The organism is Massilia alkalitolerans DSM 17462 (assembly GCF_000427785.1).
GTDB classification, from domain to species: Bacteria; Pseudomonadota; Gammaproteobacteria; order Burkholderiales; family Burkholderiaceae_D; genus Telluria; species Telluria alkalitolerans.
This window is the reverse complement of sequence record NZ_ATYR01000051.1, coordinates 1-15965: the sequence shown is the minus strand read 5'-3', so window position 1 is coordinate 15965 and position 15965 is coordinate 1. Positions and strand designations below refer to the sequence as shown.

18 protein-coding genes are annotated in these 15965 nt (G+C 52.2%); 16 read left to right on the top strand and 2 right to left on the bottom strand.

Going from position 1 to position 15965, the window contains the following annotated elements; genetic code table 11:
- On the bottom strand, nt 1–204 hold a 204-nt coding region (locus tag YWC_RS0126085; protein WP_027867987.1), incomplete at its 3' end, for a transposase.
- Nucleotides 205–210: 6 nt separating this feature from the next.
- On the opposite strand from YWC_RS0126085, the gene YWC_RS31025 reads away from it, so the two are divergent.
- The 15 genes from YWC_RS31025 to YWC_RS33190 all read left to right on the top strand — a co-directional run bounded on the left by YWC_RS31025 (nt 211) and on the right by YWC_RS33190 (nt 14134).
- The gene (locus YWC_RS31025; protein ID WP_229413207.1) at nt 211–2901 is read left to right on the top strand and encodes an efflux RND transporter permease subunit; all 2691 of its coding nucleotides are present in this window, start codon (nt 211–213) and stop codon (nt 2899–2901) included.
- Nucleotides 2894–3196, top strand: a complete 303-nt coding sequence (locus tag YWC_RS32485; protein ID WP_084416617.1) for a DUF3240 family protein — start codon at nt 2894–2896, stop codon at nt 3194–3196. The genes YWC_RS31025 and YWC_RS32485 overlap by 8 nt, the downstream gene beginning before the upstream one ends.
- Nucleotides 3193–4419 carry a TolC family protein gene (locus tag YWC_RS0126075; RefSeq protein ID WP_027867986.1) on the top strand — a complete coding sequence of 409 codons (1227 nt, stop codon included), beginning with the start codon at nt 3193–3195 and terminating at the stop codon, nt 4417–4419. Before YWC_RS32485 ends, YWC_RS0126075 begins: the two co-directional genes overlap by 4 nt.
- A 12-nt stretch (nt 4420–4431) precedes the next feature.
- Nucleotides 4432–5139 (top strand): HupE/UreJ family protein, encoded by a 708-nt coding sequence (locus tag YWC_RS31020; RefSeq protein WP_084416616.1) that lies wholly within the window; start codon nt 4432–4434, stop codon nt 5137–5139.
- A gap of 12 nt (nt 5140–5151) precedes the next feature.
- Nucleotides 5152–5790, top strand: a complete 639-nt coding sequence (locus YWC_RS33200) for a hypothetical protein (RefSeq protein WP_156923914.1) — start codon at nt 5152–5154, stop codon at nt 5788–5790.
- A 57-nt stretch (nt 5791–5847) separates the two neighbouring features.
- The gene (locus tag YWC_RS33195) at nt 5848–6228 is read left to right on the top strand and encodes a hypothetical protein (RefSeq protein WP_156923913.1); all 381 of its coding nucleotides are present in this window, start codon (nt 5848–5850) and stop codon (nt 6226–6228) included.
- Nucleotides 6229–6418: 190 nt separating this feature from the next.
- Nucleotides 6419–7105 carry a response regulator transcription factor gene (locus YWC_RS0126060; protein ID WP_027867984.1) on the top strand — a complete coding sequence of 229 codons (687 nt, stop codon included), beginning with the start codon at nt 6419–6421 and terminating at the stop codon, nt 7103–7105.
- Nucleotides 7092–8342, top strand: coding sequence for a sensor histidine kinase (locus YWC_RS0126055; RefSeq protein WP_027867983.1), 1251 nt, complete (start codon nt 7092–7094; stop codon nt 8340–8342). Before YWC_RS0126060 ends, YWC_RS0126055 begins: the two co-directional genes overlap by 14 nt.
- 67 nt (nt 8343–8409) lie before the next feature.
- A complete protein-coding gene (locus YWC_RS31015) occupies nt 8410–10089 on the top strand; it encodes a phosphoethanolamine transferase (protein WP_371846570.1) in 1680 nt (559 codons plus the stop codon).
- The gene (locus YWC_RS32475) at nt 10079–10879 is read left to right on the top strand and encodes a phosphatase PAP2 family protein (RefSeq protein WP_084416614.1); all 801 of its coding nucleotides are present in this window, start codon (nt 10079–10081) and stop codon (nt 10877–10879) included. Before YWC_RS31015 ends, YWC_RS32475 begins: the two co-directional genes overlap by 11 nt.
- Nucleotides 10872–11480: a DedA family protein gene (locus tag YWC_RS0126045; protein ID WP_027867981.1), complete on the top strand. Its 609-nt coding sequence runs from the start codon at nt 10872–10874 to the stop codon at nt 11478–11480. Before YWC_RS32475 ends, YWC_RS0126045 begins: the two co-directional genes overlap by 8 nt.
- Nucleotides 11481–11543: 63 nt before the next feature.
- Nucleotides 11544–11876, top strand: a complete 333-nt coding sequence (locus YWC_RS32470; protein ID WP_156923911.1) for a PepSY domain-containing protein — start codon at nt 11544–11546, stop codon at nt 11874–11876.
- Nucleotides 11877–11953: 77 nt separating this feature from the next.
- Nucleotides 11954–12709, top strand: a complete 756-nt coding sequence (locus YWC_RS0126035; RefSeq protein WP_027867980.1) for a COG4705 family protein — start codon at nt 11954–11956, stop codon at nt 12707–12709.
- A gap of 12 nt (nt 12710–12721) precedes the next feature.
- Entirely contained in the window at nt 12722–13387 is a 666-nt protein-coding gene (locus YWC_RS34255; protein WP_169728161.1) for a phosphatase PAP2 family protein, read from the top strand.
- A 63-nt stretch (nt 13388–13450) separates the two neighbouring features.
- Nucleotides 13451–14134 carry a hypothetical protein gene (locus YWC_RS33190; protein ID WP_156923910.1) on the top strand — a complete coding sequence of 228 codons (684 nt, stop codon included), beginning with the start codon at nt 13451–13453 and terminating at the stop codon, nt 14132–14134.
- A 134-nt stretch (nt 14135–14268) separates the two neighbouring features.
- Here YWC_RS33190 and YWC_RS32460 read toward each other — a convergent pair whose 3' ends face one another.
- Entirely contained in the window at nt 14269–15579 is a 1311-nt protein-coding gene (locus YWC_RS32460; RefSeq protein WP_229413206.1) for an LTA synthase family protein, read from the bottom strand.
- Between the two features lie 186 nt (nt 15580–15765).
- On the opposite strand from YWC_RS32460, the gene YWC_RS0126030 reads away from it, so the two are divergent.
- Nucleotides 15766–15965 (top strand): IS3 family transposase (locus YWC_RS0126030; protein WP_027867988.1); only part of this gene is annotated, 200 nt, incomplete at its 3' end.

Below are 15965 nucleotides of genomic sequence, written 5' to 3'. Positions count from 1 at the left end.
TTCAGCTGTGGTCGGGCCTGGACGCTGCCCGGTATCGCGCTCCTGCTGGCGTACCCAGCGGCGCAGCGTCTCAGGCGTGCAGCCAATCTTGGCCGCGATCGACGTGATGGCGGCCCACTGCGATTCGTACTCGCTGGCAGCCTCGCTGACCATGCGCACAGCGCGCTCGATGACTTCGGGGGAATACTTGGGTTGCTTCTTCATAGCTCCATTTTCTCAAACATTGGAGCCTCTACAAAACCCGGGGCGATTCACGAGAGCATGTCGCTGGCTGAGCGCCGCAGCTTACTCGACTGGGTGATACGCCCTGCGTTACGTACGGTTCCGGGGGTTGCGGATGTCAACTCTCTGGGTGGTGTAGTCCGCGCCTTCGAAGTAGTGCCCAATGAGCCAGCGATGGCTGCTAGCGGCATCACTCTCACGCAGCTGAAGGAAGCCATTTCCTCGAACAATCGCAATGATGGTGCCGGGCGTCTCGGTGAAGGAGATGAAGTCCTCCTGGTGCGCAGCGAAGGCAGTATCACAAGCCTTGATGACTTGCGCTCGGTCGTGGTAACTGTGAAGGACGGAGTTCCGGTAAGGATTGGCGCTGTGGCGGAAGTACGGATTGGCACCATGACCCGCTACGGCGTTGTCACACAAAGTGGCAAGAGCGAGGCGGTCCAAGGCCTCGTTTTAGGCTTAGCCGGCGCTAACGCGCAGCAGGTCGTCGAAGGTGTACGTAAAAAGCTAGAGGAACTCAAGCCGACGTTACCAAAAGGTGTGGCAATCAACGTGTTCTATGACCGAGCCAACCTGGTGTCCAACGCAGTCGGTGCAGTCTCATCCGCGCTTTTGGAAGCGACCATCATCGTCATCGTTTTGTTAGTCTTATTTTTAGGAAACGCAAGGGCCGCATTTACCGTCGCCATGGTTCTGCCAATGGCTGCGTTGGTCACATTCATCTTGATGCGCATGTTTAACATGTCCGCGAACTTGATGAGCTTGGGCGGACTCGCGATTGCCATTGGTATGTTGGTCGATGCTGCTGTTGTCGTCGTCGAGAATATTGTTCAGCGCATGGCTGATGACCCATCCAAAGGTAAGCTCCCACGCTTACACATCATCTACCGAGCGGTGAGCGAAGTCGCTGTGCCAGTAACGTCTGGCATCCTCATCATCATTACTGTGTTCTTACCTCTGCTGACTCTCCAGGACCTGGAAGGAAAGTTCTTCTCTCCGGTTGCACTGGCCATTGTGTTTGCCCTCGCCGGCTCGTTGCTCCTGTCGTTCACCATCATCCCGGTGCTTGCTTCGTACCTTCTGAAAAACGTCGCTCATAACGAACCTTGGCTCCCACGCAAGCTCCTTGCAGCTTACGGTCCAGTACTTGAGTGGACGATGCGCCGTCAGCGCATCGTTGCGATAGGTGCAGTAGTGATGTTGCTCGTGGCAGCAGGGGTCTACACACAGGTAGGCAAAACCTTCATGCCTACCATGGACGAAGGTGACCTCATCGTCGGCATCGAGAAGCTTCCCTCAGTGAGCCTCGAGCAAAGTGCCGCGCTCGACTTGAAAATCCATCAGGCCTTGATGAAAGCCATACCGGAAATTATCGGTATCAACGCCCGCGCGGGTTCTGACGAGATTGGACTGGACCCGATGGGGCTAAATCAGACCGATACGTACTTACTACTCAAACCTCGCGACCAGTGGCGGATGAAGAGCAAGGAAGCGCTGATGGATGAAGTACGCAAGGTGTTGGATGAGCTGCCGGGTGTCAAGTACAGCTTCACACAACCCATCGAAATGCGTGTGTCAGAGATGATTATTGGCGTTCGCGGCGATATCGCTGTGAAGGTTTTCGGCCCGGACCTCGACCAACTGAATCGCTACGCGAGCCAAGTCGAAGAGGTGCTTAAGACAGTGCGCGGCAACCAGGACGTCTACACCGTTCAGAACGATGGCGTGCAATATTTGCGCGTCGTCGTCGACCGATTACAGGCCGGCCGCCTGGGCTTGTCCGTTGAGGAAATTCAGGACAGCCTCCGAGTACAAATCGAGGGGCAGCAAGCCGGCAGTGCAATCGAAGGCAACAGGCGCACTCCAATTATCGTCCGTGCTGACGAATCGGTACGTCTGTCACCGACTCAGTTCGGCGCCACCCGCATCACAGGCAAAGACGGTAGTACGGTCCCGCTCTCAGCCGTAGCCACACTCGAGCGTGCCGCGGGCCCCGTGAAAATCGACCGCGAGATGGGAAGCAGATATAGCGTCGTGATTGCTAACGTTAGTGGACGTGACCTAGTTGGCTTTGTAGAGGAAGCCAAAGCTGGCGTCGCTAAAAAGCTGACCCTCCCAACGGGCTACAGGATTACCTGGGGTGGCCAGTTCGAAAACCAACAGCGCGCCGCTAGCCGACTCGCGATTGTGATTCCAGTCGCATTAGGGCTGATTTTCATCGTGCTGTTTTCAACCTTCCGCTCAGTTAGACAAGCCCTTCTCATCCTGAGCATTATCCCGTTCGCGCTCGTGGGCGGAATCATCGCCCTTTGGGTGACTGGAGAGTATTTGTCTGTGCCTGCGTCCGTTGGGTTCATCGCGTTGTTGGGCATTACCGTCCTGAACGGAATTGTCCTAGTGAGCTATTTCAACCAGCTACAGAGCACCGGAATGGCACTTGCGGATGTCGTTGTCCAAGGGGCTCGTCGACGTCTGCGCCCGGTCATGATGACTGCCTCCATCACTGCGTTCGGTCTTATTCCGCTTCTGTTCGCAACGGGTCCAGGCTCTGAAATTCAACGCCCCTTGGCCATCGTTGTTATCGGAGGCTTGATTACGGCGACAGCTCTAACGCTGATGCTGCTACCAATCCTTTACTTGCGCTTCGCAGTTGCGAAGACGGAGACCACTCATGGCTGAACTTTGCCTGACCATACTTTGCCCTCCTCCACTCGCAGAGCGGGTACTCGACACCTTACTGACGATGCCTGAAATTTTGTTTTTTACGAGCAGTGCGGCTTCAGCGCACGGACTTGAACACTCTGCACTGAACGCGACCGAACAAGTTCTTGGCATGGCGCGAATGACTCGAATTGAGGCATTGCTCTTGCACGCAACGCGCGCCGAAGTAGTCGCTCAGTTAAACAGCGCACTTGCAGGGACCGGTTTGAAATATTGGATGTCGCCAGTGACCGAAGCAGGAGAATTTCGATGAAATATTGGTTATTTCTAGCGTTGGTCGCTGGTAGCGTCAACGCAGCCCAGCCGCCTACGCTTGGCTTGTTGCCAACTGAACTCGTTAGGCCATTGATTGACCGGGACCCGGAAGTTGCTGCCGCCCGTAGTACCCGCCAGGTCGCACAACAAGACGCCCTACTTACGCGTGCTTCGCCGTATGAATGGACTGCGAAAGCGACTACGCAGCGGCGTCGCGTCGAACCTAGTGTTCGCTACAACGAGTGGAACGTCGGGCTTGAACGCACGCTCCGCCTACCTCAAAAAGCGCGGGCCGACCGTGACATCGCTGCTGCCACCATCGACGAGGGCGAAGCGAGATATGGCGAAGCCCTGCACGAGACAGCACGCACACTGCTCGACCTGTGGTTGAACTGGACCGAGGCTGAGCAAAACGCGTTGCTTGCAACAAGCCAGGTCAAAGCGGCGACGGACAACTTCAACGCTGTCGAAAAACGGGTTAAAGCAGGTGATGCGGCAAAGCTCGATGCGGGAATTGCACGCGCCGAACTCGGCGAGCAACAGCGAGCTGCGAGCGACGCAAAGACTGCTGCGAACGTCGCTTGGGCACGCCTGAATTCCCGTTTTCCTGACATGCCACGGCGCTTCTCAGCAGTACCTGAGGCAGTGCCGCTTGACACTGAACCTGGACAACTTCGCGCGCGAATTATCGACCAGAGCGACGAACTGAAAATCAGCGAGGCCCTGCTTTCCAAGGCCAAGGCCAATACCGCTCGCGCTCGCGCTGACAGAATTCCCGACCCGACAGTAGGCGTGTTCACTGCTTCTGAAGTCGGGGGGCGGGAGCGACTGACTGGCGTAATGCTGAGCATCCCTATTCCTGGGACTATCCGCAGAGGCCGCGCAGACCGGTCGGTACACGCAGCGGAAGTATCGTACCAAGAGCACGAGCTGAAGAAACGAGAGCTCGACGCCATCATCAGTGCGACTCTGGCATCAGCGAACGGTGCCTACGAAAGTTGGCAAATCGCTGAGAGCAGTGCCGAAGCCATGCGCGAAAACAGTCAACGGCTGCAGCGCGCTTACACGCTTGGTGAAGCGGACTTGCAGGCACTCCTGACATCACGTCGGCAAGCGGCAACCGCGGCGCAAAGCGCTCTGACAACGAAGGTAGCGGCGGCCCGTGCGTACTATTCCCTGCTTGTCGACGCTCACCTGGTATGGGATATGGACCATGATTAATAGGGACTCACAATGACATTCTTTCGCAGACATTTATATGGCAACAGTCGGTGGTGGGTGGTAGGCACCTTGACGTTGTTGCTGAGTGCGAGCGCTTTTGCTCACGGGGTATCGGAGTCGGACAAAGGCTTCCTGCAAGGGAGCACCGGTGTCCAATTCCTGCCGTTCCTGTACTTGGGCGCTAAGCATATGGTGACCGGGTACGACCATCTTTTGTTCCTTTGTGGGGTTATTTTCTTCCTGTACAGGATGAAGGATATCGGCTTGTATGTGACGTTGTTCGCCGTTGGGCACAGCACCACATTGCTGATGGGCGTCTTGAACGGATGGCATATCAATGCTTACTTCGTCGACGCGATAATCGGACTCTCAATCGTATATCGAGCCTTTGACAACCTCGGAGGGTTCCAGACGGTTTTTGGAGTTCAACCTAACAAAAAAGCGGCGGTTCTAATCTTCGGATTTTTCCACGGCCTCGGCCTCGCAACCAAGCTACAGGACTTCGCACTGTCACCCGACGGACTGATTCCGAATATGGTTGCATTCAATATCGGCGTCGAGATAGGGCAGCTGCTAGCGCTGAGTCTAATTTTGATTGGTATGCGCTACTGGCGCTCAACTGTCAGCTTCGCTCGCCACGCGTCACTGAGCAATTTCGTCCTCATGACCGCCGGCTTCATGCTGGCAGGATTTCAATTCACAGGTTTTCTTCGTACGTAAGGAGCATTTCTCATGATGCATTCAGCTTTGACCGACACCCACGTGGTGCCAAAACGAGAACTACTGGGGGGAACCCTAATCGCCGCCGTAGTCGCTGCACTACTTCTCACCGTTGCCGTGCTGCCGGCCGAGTACGGCATTGACGTAACAGGCTTGGGTAAAGCCATGGGGCTTACGAAATTGCATGCAGCTCCAGAGGCGCCGGTTGTCCAGACTACAAGCCAGGGCGTTTCAGCAGCAAAGATTGCGGCAGTGCCAGGCTCAACAGTTTCCGCACCTGGAGAAGAGCGCGCGCTGACGATTTCGTCTAGCCCTTCCCTACCGTATCGCGCCGACGACATGGAGGTTACGCTTGCTCCAGGCAAAGGTGTCGAGGTAAAGACGCACTTGGCGAAGGGAAGCACCCTAATCTACACGTGGAAAACGAAGAATTCGGAAAAGGTGAATCACGACTTCCACGGGGAACCCGTCAACGCCAAGGAAAACGAATTCGAAAGTTTCATCCTTGAGAAAGAGGTTAGTGAGTCACGTGGCACGCTCATCGCACCGTTCACTGGAGTGCATGGTTGGTACTGGAAAAACAAGAGTGCAGCGCCCGTGACAGTGGTACTTCGCGCAAGCGGTTTTTACTCTGACATCTACAAAAAATAGCAACCGGGCACCGGACGCCAGGCCCGCTAACTGGCGTCCAAATTTCAAAGGTAAATCGTGAAGAAATTTAACAAAATATTCATTTCGTTGGCAATTGCTTCATCCGCAGCTGTGCATGGATTGTCGATGGCTCATCCTGAGCACGACGAACCTACCCCAAAGGTCCAGCAAGCTGAAGTGAAGGCTGGAGTCTCTGGCAGTGGGAAAAATAGGAAGGTCCACTTCACCAAAGGGACCGAACCCGTGTCCACAGCCGGCGCCTCGGGAACCCTAACGTTCTTGGGCACGACGAACAAAGCGTCATATCCGCTTGTCCCTGCCTCAAACAATACAATGACGTCAGATGGATTGAAGAAACTCGCAAAGGGCAATCGCGCCCAGGTGCAAGTCACTTTTGCTGACAAAACGACACTGACTACTGAGGTGACTGCACAGTAATCGCACCACAGCCGGGGCTGTTGCACTGAGCTGCGGCACCCGGTTTCCCTCTACGGAAAAGCTCAGAATGTAAAATGCGGTGCATTCGTCGTGCCTTCGTCGGCTGCCAAACAGCTGAGACGTTCAACTCTCGTACTTACATACGTGACCTTAGAACGTTGCTGTAGACTTCAGAAAATCCAAGGAAAGCATGAGAATTCTCATCATTGAAGACAACCCGGACATTCTTGCAAACCTGTTCGGATTCCTCGAGCCTCGAGGCCACACACTCGACTGCGCAACTAATGGTTTTGCCGGCCTGTCATTCGCCGCAGAGGGTACGTACGACGCCATCGTTCTGGACGTCATGCTGCCTGGGCTAAACGGCGTCGACCTATGTCGTCGACTGCGAACCGAAATGAACAACGCGACGCCTGTGCTGATGTTGACAGCACGTGATACGCTTGAAGACAAGGTCAACGGTTTCACAAGCGGCGCCGATGATTATTTGGTGAAGCCGTTCTCCCTCGTAGAACTCGAGATACGCCTTCAAGCCCTTGTACGGCGCGCCAAGGGGCTTAGCGAAACGTCGACCTTGGTAGTCGGAGACCTTCGTTTTGATTGTAAGAGTTTTCATGCCACCAGGGCAGGTAGACCACTTAACCTGACAAAGACAGGATTCATCATACTAGGGTGTTTGATGCGCGCTTCGCCTGCAGTTGTATCTCGAGAGGAGCTTGAGTACGCAATTTGGGGCGACAACCGGCCGCAGAGTGACGCGTTACGCACCCATATTCACGCATTGCGGCAGACTCTCGACAAATCGGAAACAGCACCGATGCTGCAGACGGTATCTGGTATCGGCTTTAAACTAATAGTAAATAATGAAACCCTTTAAGTCTATTGGCCGGCAAATTATCGGCGCGTACCTTCTCTTTACTGCAGCCTGTTGTTTGCTTTTCATTACTATTGGGGCATTTGTCATTGAGGGTATTGAAGTCAGGCTTGTTGACGACCGTTTAAAAGAAGTCGCTGCATGGGCTGCCCCTAGGTATGTTGGTGGCTTGCCCGTCGAAATGCCATCGGGATTAAGCTTCCATCATGGCGAAGGCATCCCCACTTCACTGCGAGCTCTTCCAGAGGGCGTTCAAGAAGCTATTGTCGACGGCATTGAGCTGCACGTATTCGGGGGGCACACGTCGGCGGGACCATTCGTCGTAATCGACCATGCATCAGACTACGAAAATGTCGAGAAAGCCGTCTATTCGTTAATCCTGACCTCCTTCATCGGCTTCCTTGGATTCTCGTTGCTATTGGGCCGCTATATGGCACGTCGATTTGTTTCGCCGATTACCAGTCTGTCTCTGGCCGTTGCCGAAAAGCAGCCTCACCTTCCCCTTCTACAAGAAAATAACGAGCTCGGCGCGCTCGCGAGAGCATTCGATGCCTATGCCAAGGAGATGAAGCACTACCTCGACCGCGAGCGATTCTTTACTGGCGATGTCAGCCATGAACTTCGAACACCGCTTACGATTATTCGCGGCGCTGTAGAAATTCTTTCTTTAGAAACGATAAAACACCCGGCAATGCAGGCACCAGTCGAAAGAATCAATAGAGCAATTGAAGACGCGTCGCAGAGCGTCAACGTTTTGCTGATGCTTGCGCGCGCGCCGAATCTCATCGAATCATCTGAGATTTCTGTCGGTGCTCTAGCCCAAGCTCAAGTTGAACAGTACCAATTTTTGGTGCGTGACAAACCGGTCAAACTGACATTCGCCGGAGGTGACTTTAGACTCAAAGTCCCGGCTAAGCTCCTCGAGTCGGCCTTGGGCAACCTCATCCGAAACGCATGCTTGTACACCGACCGCGGCACCGTAGCTGTCGAAATCACCGGATATAAAATTCAGGTCCACGACACAGGCGCTGGTCTGCCAGATGCCGTTATGGCAATGCTGCTAGATGAACAAACTGGAAGCTATGTGGGCTCTGAAGGTACGGGGTTAGGGCTTGCACTAGTCAAACGCATTTGCGAATACATAGGGGCGACACTCCGCGTTGTATCAAAGTCAGACCAGGGCTCGGTCATCGAAATCGACTGCTCAACTGCCCAGAGCACGGCCCTCACAAAATCCTAACATCTCAGTAACACAGTCTTCACTGACCGAAACGTAGTCTTAGCTTGCTGCACATCCTGTAGCAGCAGTGCAGAGCTCCTGCACAGGACTACTTTCGGACTACAAAGTGAAGTTAAGTTTAAGCCGTAACCTCCCGAGCGTCATATTACCGCCCTTAGCGGCGTCTTTCCTCCTAATCGCCTACAATTCCGCGTTTTGGAATTCGTTCGTTCGTGCCACCGGAGGCCTGGGGTGGTCGCAGCTCCCGCTGCAGATAGGAATGTTTTTTCTTATCGCATTTGTCTTTACGGCCTGCCTAGCTCTCGTCAACTTCAAGTACGTATTCAAGCCCGTCCTAATATTCCTGTTCGTTGCCACCTCGGCTGCGAGTTACTTCATGAACCAGTATGGCACTGCCATTGACTGGTCAATGGTCCAAAACGTCGCAGAAACAGATGCGCGTGAAGGAATGGAGCTCCTTACGTGGAAAATGACATTCACGGTCACCTTACTTGGAATTCTACCCTCAGTTGTTTTGGGTTACAGCAAGGTCCAGTATCCGCCTATTAAAGGTCATCTAGCCCAAATTCTCGGTAGCGTCCTCGCTTCCCTCGTTCTAGCGGGAGTACTCCTCTTCCTGCTATACAAAGGACTGGCCTCGCCGTTGCGCGAGCATCGCGAACTGCGATTTCTCCTTACGCCAACAAATTATATACAAGCGGTTAATGGATATTTCAAACGCAAGTGGGCGTCTCCAGTTGTTGTCTCCCCATTAGGAACCGATGCTAGTAAAGGAGTTCTATGGGCTAAGAGCTCCCGGAGAACAGTAACCGTCATCATCGTTGGCGAAACCGCCCGTTCGATGAATTTCTCACTCAACGGATATTCTCGCCAAACCAATCCACTGCTCGCAAATCAGCAAGGGTTGCTCAACTTTACCCAAGTGCAGTCCTGCGGAACTGCAACCGCCGTATCGGTCCCTTGTGTCTTTTCCGCATTGGGACGTCATCAGTACTCTAGTGCGAAAGCCCAAGGCCAGGAAGGCTTACTTGATGTGTTCAAACATGCCGGCTTCGATGTTCGGTGGCGCGACAACAACTCCGGATGCAAGGGCGTATGTGACCGTATTCAGTTCGAGGACCTTTCCAAGCCTGCTCCAGGAGACCCTCTCTGTAACACTGAGGAGTGCTATGACGAAAAGCTATTGAGAGATTTGCCGGAACTTATACGGAGCGCCACTAAAGACTTGGTCATTGTGCTCCATCAGAAGGGTAGCCATGGGCCGGCTTACTCGAAGCGGTATCCGAAAGAATTTGCGAAATTCGCGCCCGTGTGCGAAACCAGCGAGCTCGCCAAATGCTCTACCGAATCAATTGTAGCGGCATATGACAACACCATCCTCTACACCGACTTCATCATTAGTAAGGCGATTTCCATTCTCGAGAAAAGTAATACCGAGGATGGTGTAGACACGGCGCTCATGTATTTTTCGGACCACGGAGAGTCACTTGGCGAAAAAAATATGTATCTGCATGGTGCGCCGTATGTTATATCGCCGGACGAACAACGACATGTTCCTCTCATGCTGTGGCTCTCTGACAGTTTCCAAACCAGATTCCGTATCGATACACGCTGCCTTGCTGCACGTAGAGACCAAGAATTTTCGCATGACAACGTATTTCATTCGGCGTTGGGGATGCTAGCCATAAATACTGCTGTGTACAACCCGAAGTTGGATATTTTCAATGCGTGCAAACATGAGCAGTAAGCACAGATGGTCGTCTAAGTTGTTCTCGAAGGCAGGCTTATCCCTAGCTGCCCAGGAACAATGGCGTCAAACGTGTACCGGCATCGCTTTAACGTTGTTAATTACCCCGTTTTTGCTAAGTCTAATCGCACTGGTGACCGACTGGGACCTGCAACTTGCTGACGGTGCATTTAACTTCACGACTAATACCTTTCCTCTGCGTCACGCTTGGCTCACAGAAGAATTCAACCACGTCATTTTGAAGCGAGTACTTACCGTAGCCGCGGTTGGATTTTTGCTACTGGTGATTTGGGACTTCATCTCGCCGCGAAAGTGGTCATGGATTCGCAGGTTTCAATTTCGAGTCGTTGCATTGTCCGCCATTTCCATCCCTGCGGCAATCAGCCTCATTAAGCTGCAAAGTGACTCGCATTGCCCATGGGACCTTCAGCGTTATGGCGGAGCAGAACCGTATGTACGGCTTTTCGAGAGCCTACCCGCAGGAGTATCAGCTGGTCAGTGCATGCCGGCGGGTCATGCCTCGAGCGCACTATGGTTAATCTCGCTCTCTATTTTCTTCGTGCCCTATCGCGTCAAATCGGCAGTTAGTAGTCTGGTCATTTTTATGACGCTCGGGTTAGTTGTCGGCTGGATGCAGCAGCTGCGTGGAGCTCACTTCATGACCCACACATTGTGGTCAATGTGGATATCCCTTGCGACATTGACGATTATTGTAGTGGCACTGGACAGATGGCCGGAACGTCAACCCGCATTGAATCAAGCAAATCTAACAAAAGGACAACATGGTTGACTTTATCGTTGAGTTCCTCTCCAGCACAGGATATATCGGCGTCTTCTTGCTAATGGCGCTTGAGAACATATTCCCGCCTATTCCATCAGAAATGATAATGCCATTTGCTGGCTTCGTAGCGTCGAAAGGCGAGTTGAATGTTATTGGAGTGTTGCTTGCTGGCACAGCAGGTTCCGTCGCCGGGGCGCTACCCTGGTACTACGCTGGGAAATTGTTGGGCCGCGAGCGACTGAAGCGCGCTGCTGAGAAGTATGGCCGCTGGCTGACAATCAGCCCGCAAGAAGTCGACAAGTCGATTAGCACATTTGAAAAGCATGGGAAGACCACTGTCCTGTTGGGACGGCTCATCCCAGCCATTAGGACACTAATCTCGGTTCCTGCGGGCATAGCTGAGATGCCGCTGCTGACGTTCCTCGGTTTTACCACCGCTGGTTCGCTTATCTGGTCAGGTGTTCTTGTTGGGGCCGGGTTCATGCTACAGAAAAATTATTCTGAGGTGGCTGGGTACGTCGACCCCGCTGCAAAAGCCATCGTGGCTGTCATTGTGATTGCATACTTCTACCGACTGTTTTTTCACAACAAAGGAAAGGAGAACCTCTAATTTATGTCATTGAATATTTTCTGCATAGCTGGTATCTACCGAAACTAAATATTAGGCAAAATCATGAACAGAAACCGAATTATCTCGTGTGCGATTGTTCTTGTCGCCGCCATCGCCGGCACCGCGCTTGCTACAAACAAAATAGAGAATGACGCTAAGGCAGTATTGGGAGCGAAGCTTTCTTTGACTCAAGCGATTTCCATAGCCGAACAACATGTAAAAGGCCGAGCCGCCAGTGCTGAGTTTGAAAAAAGCGGAACGAAACATTTTTATGACGTAGAAGTGGTTGCGGGTTCCAAGGTGTTCGATATCGAAGTCGACGGAATGACCGGTAAGGTCGGCAAAGTCGCGGAAGATGTCAGTGACGCCGAAGAAGATGAAAACGAAGACAAGTAAGCGTTGATAGCTGCCAGGGTCTGCATTGACCTGGCAGTTGCACAAACCTATCGTGGTCTGACAGAACAGGAGCAAGCATGTCCACAGCAGCCCCCTCTTTAAGCAAAGTTCCGGAAGCGACCTTAGTTTTCTGGCTTATCAAAATCGCAGCCACCACGCTTGGAGAAACAGGAGGCGATGCGGTGTCGATGTCTATGAATCTAGGCTACCTTACCGGCACAATAATCTTTTCTGTAATCTTTGCAATTGCGGTTAGCGCTCAAATCAGTACTAAACGGTTTCACCCTTTCGTGTACTGGGCGACAATAATCGCTACGACAACCGTGGGAACAACCCTCGCGGACTTCGTTGACCGCTCGCTTGGTATTGGATACCCAGGTGGAGTGGTGTTATTGAGTACTCTCCTCGGCGCCTCAATCTATATTTGGTACCGTAAAATGGGGACGATTTCAATCGACTCCGTCAGTAATCCAAGAGCTGAGACATTCTACTGGGTCACGATTATGTTTTCCCAGACGTTGGGTACAGCCCTCGGCGATTGGACCGCTGATACAGCTGGGCTCGGATACGCCGGAGGAGCGATGATTTTTGGCGCGGCGCTGCTAGTCATTCTTGCGCTGTACCTGTGGAGCAATGTTTCGCGCACTGGCTTGTTCTGGGCTGCTTTTATTCTTACGCGTCCGTTGGGTGCAGTTGTTGGAGATTTCCTAGACAAGCCGGTGAGTGCCGGTGGACTTGCGCTTAGTCGGTATAGCGCGTCTGCTGCTCTGTTAGTTTTCGTTATCGGCGCTATTTTGGTTTTCAAGCAACGGCCGGCCGCTACGCCGCATTAAATAGGAGGGGCCGTGAGAAATTCTTTACGATGGTCAGCGGCCTTAATCGAGCGAGAGAGAGCGTTAATATTGTTATCGTGCTTATCGGTAATAGTGTTCGCTTTTCTTGCGTTCGAGATTTCGAGCTATAAGTTCATTCCAGAAGACATCATAATTCTTCGAACTATTCACTCGTACTCAACACCAGTGTTTGATACTATTGCTGTGCTTCTGACAAAAGGAGGCGGCGGCCAGCTTCTTATTATATTTGACCTGGTAGTACTGGGTTATCTTGTGAGTCGACGACACTTTGGTAGTGCGACTTTCTGGACTGCGAGTGTCGGTGGCGCAAGTCTTTGCAACTATGTGGCAAAACATTTATTTGCTCGTACCAGGCCTGACCTATGGTTATCAATTACGCCAGAATTCACTTTCAGCTTTCCTAGTGGACATGCCATGAATTCACTGGCGGCTGCTGGTGCACTATTAGCTCTTACTTGGCAATCCAAGGCCCGGACTAAAATTGCTGTTGCATTGTTCTTCTACGTCGTTCTCATTGGCCTTTCGAGAATGTACTTGGGCGTACATTACCCGTCAGACGTAATTGCCGGATGGGCTTTGTCTACAGTGTGGATTGCGCTGATGACAATCGCATTTCGAAATCACATGGAGTTGAATCGATACATTGCCAGCCGATAACTCGACGGCGTATCGCTACTGTTAATTATATCGAACGTATTTAGGGACTTGGCAATGAGTTGGATGAACTTGAAGCGCCCCGAATTTATATTAGCCACCTTTGTCTTCGTGGTTCTTGTGGCAATCGCAAGCATCCTATATTTTACTCGCCCGTTGGAAATGAGTTCAGATGCGATGGATAAACAGCTATTGGATTCAATCAAAAAGACAGTGTCACCTGTTGACATTAAAAGCTTTATTGAAACGCAAAAAATTAAAAACTCAATTGTAAATCTTCACCTATTCACGGTATGCAACGAGACAAAACACTGTTCAGTTTATGCTTTTATAGGCTTTGCGGAAGCTGGCGACGGCAAAGCGGAGAGTACGCTGTTTGTCGAGGTTGAAACTCAGGCGGAGGAAACCAGAACATCGAATCAAGGCGGCAACTGTGAGCGTCTATGGCGCTTTAAGAAATCGAACTGGGCAATCAAAATATTAAGTGATGGAGGACAAGGCGAGGCCCTGCTTGCGCACGGTGACTTCAACGATATAAGTCGAATGAGTACGTTTGACGGCCGGAGCTCGGCAATCAATATACTTCACTCGATGCAGCGCGCTATCGTAACGAGAATTAGCGAAGAGCGCTCGACAACAAATGCGTCAGAAGTGCAGTGCCGAGTCGAAAGTACGCCACTGTGGGAAGCAAAAAAGGCAGATGTAGATTGCCGCAAACCCATTGATTGGGTTACGTGTCAAACCGTCTAAAGACGCTCATTTTATGCTTCTAGTGGCGCATCAAACTAGAAGGATTACTTCGAAGGCTGCTCCTAACGCGCTAGGTGAAGAAATGAGTCAACAGTGCTACCTTCGTCGAGTTGCGTGATACGCACCTAGCTTATTTATTTCTGCAAGCGATAGCGCTGCTCGCGGTATAGAAGCGAAGGCAAAATGACATGTGCCATCGCGGTCTGGACTTGCTCCGGGCTAGGTTGTTGAGTACCGATAGCTAAACCGCCAGTCGCGGCATGATACTCCCCTAGTAATGGGAGGCCACCGGGACGCAAGATGGTTACCGAGCTGCCTTCCAGCCATGCAAAGTAGTTGTCAAACTGGATAAGCGCACGCCCAGGTGTATTACTGTCCTTCGCGAAGTCTCGTCCTATCATAGGATGTTCACTTGATACTCCAAGCAGTGATAGCAGCGTTGGTCCTAAGTCAACTTGGCTTGCAATTGACTTTATACGCTTCGGTGTTATATCGGCGCCAATAATTAAGCCGGGTATGTGGAATTTTTTGATTGGAACCAGACTGTTCCCGTAAACCCTATTGTCGTGGTCTGCCACGATAAGAAATATCGTATCCTTCCAGTAGGGCTGTTTTTTGGCTTCGGCTATAAATTTACCTAGCGCAAAGTCTGCGTACTTTACTGCGTTATTGACTGTTTGCTTTGTCGGGTCATGCAGCTTAATCCTACCGTCAGGAAATTCGAATGGCTCGTGATTAGACGAACTAAATATTAGGCTGAAGAATGGTTTGCCTTGTGCATGAAGGGTACTCAAGCGCTCTAAGGACTTGTTGAATAAGTCTTCGTCCGACGCGCCCCAGCTTCCTTCAAAAACCGGTTTCATATCCCGACGGTCCACTACTTTTTGGAAACCGTTACCGGTAAAGAAGCCGCGCATATTGTCGAAGTGCGCCTCTCCACCGTAGACGAATTCAGTATGAAATCCTTGCTTACCAAGTCCCAAGGCAAGTGTATAGAAGTTCTGTTGAGCTAAGGATAGCTTGACGACGCTTCGCGCTGGGGTAGGCGGGAAGCCTGCAACGACCGCTTCAATTCCGCGTACTGACCTGGTACCCGTAGCGTACAACTGCTCGAACCACCAGCCCTCGTGCTTGAGTTTCTCGAGCTCCGGAGTCACAGGCAGCCCTCCCAACGACTCGACGAAAGTCGCACCTAAGCTTTCTTCGAGGACGATGACTAGATTGTATGGCCGGCTACGCGTTGTAGAGGCTTGCTGATGATGCAACGTCGGCAAGTCTGTTGAGGTGAACTCAAGGTCTTTTAGCCATGGGGCCGATTTCACTGATGAGAGTACGGTTTCTCTGGGAAGCGCGCCGTAGATTTCGGAAGAGTTGGCTTCTTTGCCCATCGAGTGAATAGCTTCAATGACGGACCACGGAGAATTTATGACCAGTGAGTTGACCATTGAGTCGCCAGTGATGGCGAAGAGAGCCGTGTTTGCAGGCCTATGGGCAGTAGTCGACCTAATTTGAACGAACACTATAAGGACTAACAAAGGCCATGCCAACAGCATCCTGGTCGAGGGCCACTATAGTGGACCCCGAATTTGAGACGGTGGTTTAAGCTGTCGTCCGCGAAAGGATTACAGCGAATGAGTGAAGGTAAAAAGCGCAGGGTGCACAGCGCCGAGTTCAAGGCCAAGGTGGGGTTGGAAGCGGTGCGCGGGGTGAAGACGGTGACGGAGATCGCGCAGGAATACGGTGTGCATCCGGTGCTGGTGGGCCAGTGGAAGAAGGAGATTCTGGAGAACGCCGGCGCCCTGTTCGACGTCAAGCGTGGGCCGAAGCCGGT

What these genes read in the sequence shown, in the direction of transcription:
- YWC_RS33190 (WP_156923910.1), top strand. Translation starts at nt 13,451, where the DNA reads ATGAACTTGAAGCGCCCCGAATTTATATTAGCCACCTTTGTCTTCGTG.
- YWC_RS0126045 (WP_027867981.1), top strand. Translation starts at nt 10,872, where the DNA reads ATGGTTGACTTTATCGTTGAGTTCCTCTCCAGCACAGGATATATCGGC.
- YWC_RS32485 (WP_084416617.1), top strand. Translation starts at nt 2,894, where the DNA reads ATGGCTGAACTTTGCCTGACCATACTTTGCCCTCCTCCACTCGCAGAG.
- YWC_RS0126075 (WP_027867986.1), top strand. Translation starts at nt 3,193, where the DNA reads ATGAAATATTGGTTATTTCTAGCGTTGGTCGCTGGTAGCGTCAACGCA.
- YWC_RS0126035 (WP_027867980.1), top strand. Translation starts at nt 11,954, where the DNA reads ATGTCCACAGCAGCCCCCTCTTTAAGCAAAGTTCCGGAAGCGACCTTA.
- YWC_RS0126060 (WP_027867984.1), top strand. Translation starts at nt 6,419, where the DNA reads ATGAGAATTCTCATCATTGAAGACAACCCGGACATTCTTGCAAACCTG.
- YWC_RS32475 (WP_084416614.1), top strand. Translation starts at nt 10,079, where the DNA reads ATGAGCAGTAAGCACAGATGGTCGTCTAAGTTGTTCTCGAAGGCAGGC.
- YWC_RS31020 (WP_084416616.1), top strand. Translation starts at nt 4,432, where the DNA reads ATGACATTCTTTCGCAGACATTTATATGGCAACAGTCGGTGGTGGGTG.
- YWC_RS32470 (WP_156923911.1), top strand. Translation starts at nt 11,544, where the DNA reads ATGAACAGAAACCGAATTATCTCGTGTGCGATTGTTCTTGTCGCCGCC.
- YWC_RS33200 (WP_156923914.1), top strand. Translation starts at nt 5,152, where the DNA reads ATGATGCATTCAGCTTTGACCGACACCCACGTGGTGCCAAAACGAGAA.
- YWC_RS32460 (WP_229413206.1), bottom strand. Translation starts at nt 15,579, where the DNA reads ATGGTCAACTCACTGGTCATAAATTCTCCGTGGTCCGTCATTGAAGCT.
- YWC_RS0126055 (WP_027867983.1), top strand. Translation starts at nt 7,092, where the DNA reads ATGAAACCCTTTAAGTCTATTGGCCGGCAAATTATCGGCGCGTACCTT.